A 10744-nucleotide genomic window follows, 5' to 3' on the forward strand; every position below is an offset into this window, starting at 1 on the left:
AATTAAAAACTTCGCTATCGCCACCTTTTAATAAATATTCCAATCCCAAAATATGGGCATCTGCTAAGTCGTTAACGTGAATATAATCGCGAATACACGTACCATCGGGCGTGGGGTAATCAGTGCCGAAAATTGAGATGGATTCTCGTTTGCCTAAAGCTGTCATTAGCACCAAAGGAATTAAATGGGTTTCTGGGTTGTGATCCTCACCCAGTAACCCATCGGGATTAGCACCAGCAGCATTGAAATAGCGAAAACGCACTGATTGCAAACCGTAAGCAACATCAAAATCCGAGAGAATCCTTTCTACCATTAGCTTTGTAGCGCCATAGGGATTAATCGGATTTTGGGGATGGGTTTCTGGAATAGGCACGAATTCTGGTACCCCGTAGGTGGCACAGGTAGAAGAAAAGACAAATTTCTTTACAGATGCTGTCAGCATCGCTTCTAACAGAGTCAAAGTACCAAGGACGTTATTGCGGTAATATTTGGCCGGATCGCTCACCGATTCTCCTACGTAGGCATAAGCAGAAAAATGCATCACCGCGGCAATATCGTGGGTTTTAAATACATGATCGAGCAAGGCGCGATCGCTTGTGTCCCCAATTATCAGTTCTACCTGTAAAACCTTTTCTACTAGATCGCGATGTCCATAGACCAGATTATCAAGTATGACAACGCCATAACCCGCTTTCTTCAAAGCAAGCACTGTATGGGAACCAATATATCCAGCTCCCCCTGTTACCAGAATAGTAGGCTTTCCAGGCGACATAGTTTTTCCTTTTGAGTAGATTACTTAATTAATTTAGTTTACCGGTATGAGATTACTCTTCTGGAAAATTATAAATAATAGACGCAGTGTCAAAAAATTGCACTAAAATCACTACGACGGTAGTCATTGGGTGTGAGGTTTGAGAAATTTTAAGTCAAACAGTGCGATTACAATTTGACAATAAAATAAATCCATTTCCCGAAACCTCTAGGTTGAGCCTTACGGGTGACGCTTCTAACGTCGCTATCAGTAAGAAGTCGCCAGTTGTTTCATGCATGGTTTCCCTGCATAGCAGTCTTTTCTGGGGGCAACCCCGCTCGAAACGGACTGCCTCTCCTGACGGAGATGCTACGCGAACACCACCACACTGGCTCACTGCACCAGAAAATTTGAGAGTTAGTCTATGTTTCTATTGTTAAGCCGGGTACTGCTGTGGCTGCTGATTGGCACTATCGTTTATTCTCTGTTCCAGCGATTTTATCCCTCTGGAACTTTTGTCGGGCGATTAATCTTAGTCGTTATCTTGGTAATCGTAGCCCTATCATTTCTTAACCCAAGTGAACCTGCTGTGGCGTCGTTGTGGAGGATGCTATCTTTTCCACTCAAGCCTCTGGGAGCCTCTGTTTTACTAATGATTCTTGCCGCTCAGAAAATCAAAGGAGGTGGAATAGAGAAACCAGGAGGATACTTGATCGGTTGGGCACTGACGATTTTGCTGTTAGCAAGTACACCAGCAGTCGCCTATTTCCTTTATAGAGCACCTCTAGCAATGACGGGTGAAACATCTGTTGCAAGTGCTACACCAACATCTGGGACACTGGTGGCATTAGGGCAACCTACCACAGCGAACATCTCAGATGTAACGGGGGATAGCATTCTTTCTTATAATTTGAGAGTGCCTCCCTATTTATTACAAGGAAATCCTCAAGATATTCGCACACGCGGTTTACGACTTGAAGATTTTGTACCAAATTCGGAAACATTACAATTGACAACAAGAACTTGGGAAAGTTATCTCGTTGAAATTTACAGGTTCTTGCGTGTTCAGCGGTAATCAGGCAACAGAACTTTACTGGGTTCGTAGTAAGCGCTTGAGCCATCAATCAAAGGACTAAAGTCCTTACTACGAACTTATTTCTTCATTAAAGTTGCTGTGGTGGACTACTAGTAGTCTGCCAACCCAAAAATGCTAAGTGAGGACTGGGGAAAGGGGAAAGGGGAAAGGGTAAGGGATTTAAACCCTTTCCCCCTTACCCCTTACCCTTTACCCCGCCAAGTTCACTTGGCGAACTACTAGTATCGAACGGCAATAACTATCCAGTTAAAAGAGGTAACAAAAGCTGAATTTATAACAAGCGATATTCCCTCTGCATAGCTGCCTTCTTGGACTAGCAGTTAATCTAGATGATACAGTTGCACAATTGCTTTAATGGCAAAATCTCGACGAATCGCTAAACTCAGTGCTTACCTACGACCCCATTGGCGGGAAGCCTCCTTGGGCATTCTCGCTTTGTTGTCTGTCAATGCACTGGGTGTTTATATCCCTTGGTTGATTCGTGCTGGTGTTGACAAACTCTCGACAACCTTCAGCTGGAACCAAATACTACATTACGTAGTAGTGATTGTCTTGCTCAGTTCGGCGATGTGGCTAATGCGGATGGCATCACGCATTTGGCTATTTGGGGTGGGACGTCAGGTGGAATTTGACCTGAAACAACGGATTTTTGAACACTTACTGAAGCTAGAGCCTGGTTATTTTGCCAGTAATACTGCTGGCGATTTGATTAGTCGGGCTACTAGTGATGTAGACAATATCAAGCGGTTATTAGGTTTTGCGGTCTTAAGTTTGGCAAATACTATGTTTGCCTATGCTCTGACATTGCCAGTAATGCTGGCAATTAGTGTGGATCTCACCCTAGCCGCCCTGGCAGTATACCCTTTTATGCTTTTATTGGTGAGTTTGTTTAGCGATCGCTTACGCAAACAACAAGCAGCAGTTCAAGAGCAACTCTCTGACATCAGCGAACTCATCCAAGAGGATATTAGTGGTATTGCCTTAATTAAAATCTATGCTCAAGAAGCAAACGAGCGTCGAGCTTTTGCCAAGAAAAATCAGCAGTTATTGACTGCTAACCTGGAATTGGCAAAAATCCGCAATACACTGTTTCCGCTAATTGGTGGGCTAGCTAATATCAGTTCGCTGGTAATCATCTGGCTAGGAGCGGCACGGATGTCTGCTGGGACACTTCAGGTTGGCGATTTTTTAGCACTGTTAATTTATGTAGAGCGTCTAGTTTTTCCCACTGCCCTTTTAGGATTTACAATTACTGCCTACCAACGCGGTGAAGTTAGTATCGATAGGCTTGAAGCTATTCTCTCTGTCACACCAAAAATTAAAGATGCAGCCGATGCCATACATCTGCCAGTGGCTGAACTTAAAGGGGAACTGACAGCGAAAAATCTCACCTATAATTACCCTGGTTCCACTACTCCAGCTTTAGCAAATGTTAACTTTACCATTGCTCCTGGAGAAACTGTTGCGATTGTTGGGGCAATTGGTTCGGGTAAATCTACTTTGGCCAATGCTTTACCACGCTTGTTGGATATTGAATCAGGACAATTGTTTTTAGATGGGGTAGATATTACTAAGATCGCTTTGGCTTCTTTACGAGGTGCGATCGCCTACGTTCCTCAAGATAGCTTTCTATTTAGCACTACAATCAAAAATAATATTCGCTACGGCGATCCAGTTAGCGAACAACAGCAGGTAGAATCTGTCGCTAAACTTGCCCAAATTGAATCAGAAATTCAGAATTTTCCCCAGCAATATGAAACTATTGTTGGCGAACGCGGTATTAATCTTTCTGGCGGTCAGCGGCAACGTACTGCTTTGGCTCGAGCAATGTTGGTCAATGCTCCAGTGTTAATTTTGGATGACGCTCTCTCTAGTGTGGATAATCAAACAGCTACGAAAATCCTCAAAAATCTCTCCAGTGGCACTGAACGTAAAACAGTAATTTTTATTACGCACCAATTATCAGCAGCGGCGGCAGCTGACCGGATTTTTGTCATGGAAAAGGGAAAAATTGTGCAGGTCGGAAATCACATAGAACTTTTAAAACAACAGGGTTTATACAGAACTTTGTGGAGCCAGCATCAAGTTGAGGAATTACTGCGGTGAAAGAGGCAGGAGGCAGGTGGTCACTGAGCTTGTCCTGAGCGTAGCCGAAGGGCGTAGTCGTTGGCGCAGCCTCTCGTAGAGAAGTGAGGCAGGGCGCAGGGGTCAGAAGGAAAGAATTATGATTGAGTTAGGGACTGGGGATTGGAACGATTGGAATGGGGATTAAGACCCCAACCAATTAAAAAATTTCTTCCCCAGTACCCAGTAAGCAGTACCAGAGCGACCATTACTCACCTTCAAGCTTGGCTAACATTGGGGAATCCTGGGCGCGATCCTTGAGGAAAAATTCAGAAATTCCGACTTTACTGAAGGATTGTAAATAGGTCTAGCAAAATAATTGCATTTGTCATAACTTTATAGTTATAGAACTATTGATTGGATCGCCTCATCACTCATGGTTAACACCCTACCGAAGCCAGAAACCAAAACCCCCAGCAAAGAAACTGTACTCACCCCCCGGTTTTACACTACAGATTTTGAAACCGCAGCCAAGCTGGATTTGTCTGCCCAGGAAACGGAGTTGCAGGCGATGTTGACAGAAATGCGGACAGACTACAACCGCCACCATTTTGTTCGCGATGAAGCGTTTGAGCAGTCTTGGGAACACATTGACGGTGAAGCAAGGCAGGCGTTTATAGAGTATTTGGAACGTTCTTGCATTTCTGAGTTTTCCGGCTTCTTGCTATTCAAGGAATTATCCCGCAAGCTGAAAAATCGCAGTCCAATGCTAGCGGAAATCTTTCAAATGATGGCGCGTGATGAAGCCCGCCACGCTGGATTTCTCAACAAAGCAATGGCCGATTTTAAACTCTCCCTTGATTTAGGCACTGTTACCAAAACCCGCACTTATACATTTTTCCCGATTGAATGGGTACTTTACACCGTTTACCTCTCAGAAAAAATCGGCTACTGGCGTTACATTATTATTTTCAGGCATCTAGAAAAGCACCCAGAAAACCAGTTTTACCCGATATTCCGCTACTTTGAGAGTTGGTGTCAGGACGAAAACCGCCACGGAGACATATTCAAAGCATTATTGCGTTCTCAACCCCAACTTTGGAACACCTGGAAATCTAGGCTGTGGAGTCGCTTTTTCTTGCTGTCAGTATTTGCTACCCACACCCAGACAGTTCATGAACGTTCTGGGTTCTACAAATCATTGGGACTTGATGCCACAGAATTTGATATCCAAGTTGTCCGCAACACCAATGAAACCGCAGGACGGGCTTTTCCTGTAATGTTGAATACCGAACATCCCCAGTTTTTCCCACGTCTGCAACGCTGTGCAGGTTACAACTTGAAAATTGCAGAGATTGAAGGCAGTGATAACCCGAAATTAGTGAAGCTAATTCGCAAACTACCTTTGATTGCAGCAATTGTTTGGAATCTGCTGTTAATTTACCTCATCAAACCAATTGATACTGAAGCCTTGCGGGGAACGGTTCGTTAGCTATTTATTAGACATCTGCTTGTGAAATTAATTATGTGTTCAGAATAACGCATAATTAATTTCACTATATGTCAATTCTTGAGTATTTAGTAGCTGAATGATGAAAAAACTAGACTAAAGTCTATATATAAATATGTCAATAAGATAGTTAAATTTTTGTATAAAATATACTGGAATGCAATATATAAGAGGTTACTAATTAATCTAGAAAATGTAGGAATTGAGAGATGAGCGACATTAAAAGACAAGCCGCTTTGCCATTAACCACATGGAAGCGGCCCCACATAGGGACATCAAATTTTACGAATCCATCGCTTGTCTCATCCAATATTCCCACATTGGCCAATCCAACACGCGGTTTTGGTTTACCAACAAATAATAATACTGCGCTCAATGGCGACCTTCAAGAAGCCCCGTCTGCTAATGAGCAATTATTAGAACCAGAAGCTATCAAAGAAAAACCTCTTATTCACGACATTAGTCGCATATCTTTGCGTCGTCCACAGCCGCAACTTATAGGTAGCCAGCCAAAAGACCAGTATGAGCAGTCATCTGACCAGATTATGCTTCTACCTAGACTTAAGTCAAATATAAATATCGGTGCAATAGATTCACATATACTACAACGAGAATGTGCAGATTGTGAGCAAGAAAAAGAGGAAGTAGAAACCGAATTGTCGCTACAACGCGTTAGTGATAACAGCGTCCAAACCCAAGATAATATTGAGAGTCAGTTAAATAATAGTAAGGGTGGAGGAAGCCCGTTATCTCCCGAAGTGCGAGACTTTATGGAACCACGCTTTGGTAGTAAATTCGACGATGTGCGAGTACATACTGACTCCAATGCTACGCAGATGAATAAGTCGTTGAGAGCGCAAGCCTTTACTCATGGTAATGATGTTTACTTTAGCGCCGAGAAATCACCTGGTAATAACGAGTTGACAGCCCATGAGTTAACCCATGTGGTACAGCAGACAGGCAAAGTGCAGAAACAAAGCGATACATCTACAGCACCAGCCCCTGTTGAACAGACATCTAGTGGTATGCCGCCCAAAAAAGGGACAACTAAAATTGACAAAAAGAATGCCACAATTACTGCTTCGGGAAAAAATATTACCGAAGCAATTACAAACTTAACATCACAAGGAAAGGGCGAAGCGGGCAGTGTTACTTGTGCCCCTGAAAAAGATGTCAAAACTTACCAAGCAGAAGATAAATCTGATGAAATTGTCTACGAAGCAGATGTCTTAGTAACAGAAACTAAGGCAATGCCCGTCTGGACGGAACTCGACCAACAGTGCGAACCTGTTAAAAAAGAATGGGCAAGGTTTTATAGCGCTCTTGATACACACGAGAATGGGCACATTAGTATTGACGAGAAGGCTTTTAAAGATTTACACAAAAAGCTTCTTGGCAAAACAACCTCAGCATCTGACAAAATTTTTAACGATACTTACGCTCAAGCGAATACTGATAACAACGCCTACGACACCACAACTAAACACGGACTCACTCAAGGTACAGGAGTAACTCCGGTACAGTGCGGCCCAGAAAAAGTTTCTCAAAGTGGAGATGAATCGGATGCAAAGGTAGAGGTTCAAACTCAAAAATAGAGGCGAAAACACCATAACGCAAACCGGTTAATAATTTTCGTGTTTACACTGTTTGGAGTCAAATTGAGAAATTATAAAAAGAACGCCGAACGATACGGAAGCCACTTGGTTTGATTACAGTGCAAGAAGTGTCAACGGCGAATTTATTCACAAGGTGCTTGATTCTTCTGGCTGTGTGTGATAGTTTTCTTTTTACAAACCATAAAACACTGTAAATTTATCAAGATGCCGTTGTTTGCAATTTTCGTTAACCTAGTTGCAAGGATTTGAAGTTAAGAATAAATAGCTAATCTATTGAGATTATTTATTGCAGGTATAAGATTGCGAACCAACGAACTAGAAATTAATCTCTAAGCCAGGGCAACCTTATGAGCAAAATACGTGCTGTGATTGTTGATCCCAATGTGCCGGGGCGTTTGGCACTGAGTGAAGTGACTGCACCAAAGCCTGCCCCAGATGAAGCTCTAGTGCGGGTAGCAGCAATCTCCCTCAATCGGGGAGAGATAAAACGTTCAACCACTGCTGAGGCTGGTTGGCAGCCTGGTTGGGATTTGGCAGGTGTAGTGGAAATCCCCGCCGCCGATGGTTCGGGGCCTCCCCAAGGAGCGCGTGTAGTTGGTTTGCGCCGCGTCGGCGCTTGGGCAGAACTCGTGTCTGTTCCTACTGACGCCTTAGCAGTAGTGCCATCATCGGTATCTTTTGCTCAAGCCGCCACACTGCCTGTAGCAGGTTTAACTGCATACCATGCGGTGTTAAAAGGTGGTTCACTTTTGGGTCGGACAGTTCTGGTTACAGGCGCATCAGGAGGCGTTGGTTACTTCGCTATCCAATTGGCGCAACTGTCAGGCGCGCAAGTTGTGGCACATATTCGTCAAGCTGGTTATGAAACTCTAGTTAGAGACGCAGGGGCGCAATCGGTGGTGATTGGCGAAGACCTTTCACCCGCCAGCGAGTACGGCCCTTATGACCTAATTGTAGAGTCAGTGGGTGGCAAGACTTTGGGTATAGCCCTTGGCTTACTGGCACAGGATGGAAAAACTGTGCTGTATGGAGTATCTGGGGGAGCTGAAGTGACATTCAACGCGGCTCAATTTTTTGGGACTGGTAGCGTGAGCCTGTATGGTTTACGTCTGTTCGATGAATTGAGATTTGAATCAGCAGCAGTCGGTCTAAAAAGGCTTTTGAGTCTAGTAGAAGCAGGCCAGTTGCATCCTCACATTGATTTAGAAGCTTCTTGGACACAAATAGCTGATGTGGCCCAACAACTACTCGATAGGCGTTTTCCTGGTAAAGCTGTGTTGCACATTTCAAATTGAGCGATCGCAGATGGTATGAGGGATAGTACTGATTTCTGGTTCAAACTAGATCGGCTTGTAGCCGCTAGCAATCTCAAGATAGATCGCCCAAAAGGGACATCACATCCACGTTATCCATCCTTTGTTTATCCGTTGGACTATGGATACTTGGAAAATACTCGCTCTGGAGATGGAGCCGATATTGATGTCTGGATAGGTAGTTTGTCTAGCAAAAAAGTCACTGCTGTTATCTGTAGTGTTGACTTGGAAAAACGGGATACAGAAATCAAAATACTTTTGGGCTGCACTTCTGAGGAAAATCAAACCATCTTGGATATTCACAATACAGGCTCTCAATCAGCAATATTATTGATTTGCAAATAAATTACTTACATTTTTGAGGGTAAGTTTGTATGAGTTTAGAACTAAAACTATCAGGTAAAACAGCGATCGTTACAGGAGGAAGTGCGGGAATTGGTTTAGCTACTGCCAAAGCACTTTATAGTGAGGGTGTGAATGTTGCGATCGCAGCCCGCAATCAAGAAAGACTAGAAAATGCAATAGCTGACATCCAGTCTTTACCAACTTCTGGTGCTAAAGTTATTGCCATCAGCGCCGATCTGACTAAAGCAGAGGATGTTGAAAAAGTTGTCTCTACAACATTAGCCCAATTTAATCAGATTGATATTTTGATTAATAATGCAGGTTCAGCCCGTGCTGGGTCTTTCCTAGAATCCACTGATGATTTATTTTTGGATGCTTGGAACTTAAAATTATTGGGCTATATCCGCTTAGTTAGAGCCGTCGTTCCCCATCAAAAAAGTCGCGGTGATGGGCGGATTGTCAATATAGTCGGCGGTGCAGGACGGACACCTCGTCCGAACTTCCTAGCTGGTGGTACAAGCAATGCTGCTTTGCTGAACTTCACAAAGGGCATTTCTAAAGAGCTAGCCGAGTACAACATTCGCATTAACGCTATCTCCCCTGGTGCTACAGCTACTGAGCGTGCCGAGACTTTAGCGCGGCAAAACGCCCAAGCGCAAGGCATCACTGTTGAGCAAGTGAAGGCACAAAATATCCAAAGTATTCCTTTAAAAAGAATCGCCCAGCCAGAAGAAATTGCCGCGCTGGCGCTATTTTTGGTGTCCGATCTTGCTGCATCGATTACAGGAACAGAGATTATCGTTGATGGCGGATCTACCCCTGGTGTTTAGCAGACGCGATGAATCGCGTCTCAACAGTTTGTAAAAACATAAACTTCTTGGAGATAAAAACAATGGGTTCTCAATACTTTGATATCAAACCAGTTGCAGGACGTATCGGTGCTGAAATTATTGGTGTTAATCTGAGTTCTAATCTCAGCGATGACATCATCAGCGATATTCGCAAGACTTTAGTCAAATACAAAGTGATATTTTTCCGTGGTCAGCAACAACTCGATGCTGATGGACAGGTTGCTTTCGCTCGTCGTTTTGGTGAAGTCACTACAGCCCACCCAACTGTACCATCGCTGCCAGAAAATCCAGAAGTCTTAGACCTGAATTATGGTCGTACCACTTCCCGCGCCAATAGCTGGCATACAGATGTAACATTTGTAGACCGTCCTCCTCTCGGTTCTATCTTACGAGCGCTTGATATTCCCCCAACTGGTGGCGATACAATCTGGGCAAACTCAGTAACTGCATACCAAGATTTACCTATTCATCTGCGTAATCTCGCAGATCAACTTTGGGCAGTACATAGCAACAAATACGACTATGCAACTGCATTTGACCTATCTGAAGATGCCAAGGCTTACCGCGCTGTCTTTACCTCGACTGTGTACGAGACTCTGCACCCAGTTGTACGCGTCCATCCCGAATCTGGAGAGCGTGGGCTATTCATCGGCGGATTTGTGCGCCAGTTCCGTGGCTTATCAACAACTGAATCAGATGATATTCTGCGGCTGTTGCAAGCGTATATTACACGTCCTGAGAACACAGTCCGGTGGCGTTGGCAAGTTGGTGACGTAGCCTTTTGGGATAATCGGGCTACTCAACATTATGCGATCGCAGATTACGGCGACCAGCCCCGCCACGTTCAACGAGTGACAATTGTCGGCGATCTCCCAGTTGGCATCGATGGTAAACAAAGTGAGGCTATCAAAGGAGATGCTTCTGAGTACAACCGTCGTCAGGCGGTGACTGCGTAGTACTTGAGCATTGGGCACTTGTACTGAGTTTCGACTACGCTCAACTACCGCGAAGTCGTTGGCGCAGCCTCTCGTAGAGAAGTATTGGGCATTGGGAATAAGAGAGAGATCAGTCTTTGATACTTGTGAACGAGTGTCTAATATTCGTGAATGAGGCTTTGAGCTTCATTAATGAGTCTTTGAACTCCATTAATGAGTCTTTGAGCTTCATTAATGAGTCTTTGAGCTTCATTAATGAGTCT

Annotated in this window: 9 protein-coding genes; 8 read left to right on the plus strand and 1 reads right to left on the minus strand. The window is 44.0% G+C overall.

The window, feature by feature from the left end:
* Positions 1-772, minus strand: a 772-nt coding sequence (gene galE / locus RMY16_RS32270) for a UDP-glucose 4-epimerase GalE (protein ID WP_322739793.1), incomplete at its 3' end; no start/stop codon positions are given.
* A 403-nt stretch (positions 773-1175) separates the two neighbouring features.
* Between galE and RMY16_RS32275 the strand changes: the two genes are divergently transcribed.
* From RMY16_RS32275 to RMY16_RS32310, 8 genes are all read left to right on the plus strand, one after another.
* The gene (locus RMY16_RS32275; protein WP_322739794.1) at positions 1176-1826 is read left to right on the plus strand and encodes a hypothetical protein; all 651 of its coding nucleotides are present in this window, start codon (positions 1176-1178) and stop codon (positions 1824-1826) included.
* A gap of 375 nt (positions 1827-2201) precedes the next feature.
* The gene (locus RMY16_RS32280; protein ID WP_322739795.1) at positions 2202-3953 is read left to right on the plus strand and encodes an ABC transporter ATP-binding protein; all 1752 of its coding nucleotides are present in this window, start codon (positions 2202-2204) and stop codon (positions 3951-3953) included.
* A 394-nt stretch (positions 3954-4347) separates the two neighbouring features.
* Complete coding sequence (gene acsF / locus RMY16_RS32285; RefSeq protein WP_322739796.1) at positions 4348-5403, plus strand: magnesium-protoporphyrin IX monomethyl ester (oxidative) cyclase; 1056 nt, start codon at positions 4348-4350, stop codon at positions 5401-5403.
* A gap of 227 nt (positions 5404-5630) precedes the next feature.
* Positions 5631-7016 carry an eCIS core domain-containing protein gene (locus tag RMY16_RS32290; RefSeq protein ID WP_322739797.1) on the plus strand — a complete coding sequence of 462 codons (1386 nt, stop codon included), beginning with the start codon at positions 5631-5633 and terminating at the stop codon, positions 7014-7016.
* Positions 7017-7384: 368 nt separating this feature from the next.
* The gene (locus RMY16_RS32295; protein ID WP_322739798.1) at positions 7385-8332 is read left to right on the plus strand and encodes a zinc-binding dehydrogenase; all 948 of its coding nucleotides are present in this window, start codon (positions 7385-7387) and stop codon (positions 8330-8332) included.
* A gap of 15 nt (positions 8333-8347) precedes the next feature.
* Positions 8348-8695: a hypothetical protein gene (locus RMY16_RS32300; protein ID WP_322739799.1), complete on the plus strand. Its 348-nt coding sequence runs from the start codon at positions 8348-8350 to the stop codon at positions 8693-8695.
* Between the two features lie 29 nt (positions 8696-8724).
* Positions 8725-9525, plus strand: a complete 801-nt coding sequence (locus RMY16_RS32305) for an SDR family oxidoreductase (protein ID WP_322671864.1) — start codon at positions 8725-8727, stop codon at positions 9523-9525.
* Between the two features lie 62 nt (positions 9526-9587).
* On the plus strand, positions 9588-10502 hold the full coding sequence (locus tag RMY16_RS32310) for a TauD/TfdA family dioxygenase (protein ID WP_322739800.1): 915 nt from the start codon (positions 9588-9590) through the stop codon (positions 10500-10502).
* Positions 10503-10744: the final 242 nt, after the last annotated feature.

This window comes from Nostoc sp. DedQUE12b (assembly GCF_034530835.1).
Taxonomy (GTDB): Bacteria; Cyanobacteriota; Cyanobacteriia; order Cyanobacteriales; family Nostocaceae; genus Nostoc.

Coding starts and splice junctions, on each gene's coding strand:
- RMY16_RS32275 (WP_322739794.1), top strand. CDS start 1,176: ATGTTTCTATTGTTAAGCCGGGTACTGCTGTGGCTGCTGATTGGCACT.
- RMY16_RS32300 (WP_322739799.1), top strand. CDS start 8,348: ATGAGGGATAGTACTGATTTCTGGTTCAAACTAGATCGGCTTGTAGCC.
- RMY16_RS32305 (WP_322671864.1), top strand. CDS start 8,725: ATGAGTTTAGAACTAAAACTATCAGGTAAAACAGCGATCGTTACAGGA.
- acsF (WP_322739796.1), top strand. CDS start 4,348: ATGGTTAACACCCTACCGAAGCCAGAAACCAAAACCCCCAGCAAAGAA.
- RMY16_RS32280 (WP_322739795.1), top strand. CDS start 2,202: ATGGCAAAATCTCGACGAATCGCTAAACTCAGTGCTTACCTACGACCC.
- RMY16_RS32310 (WP_322739800.1), top strand. CDS start 9,588: ATGGGTTCTCAATACTTTGATATCAAACCAGTTGCAGGACGTATCGGT.
- RMY16_RS32295 (WP_322739798.1), top strand. CDS start 7,385: ATGAGCAAAATACGTGCTGTGATTGTTGATCCCAATGTGCCGGGGCGT.
- RMY16_RS32290 (WP_322739797.1), top strand. CDS start 5,631: ATGAGCGACATTAAAAGACAAGCCGCTTTGCCATTAACCACATGGAAG.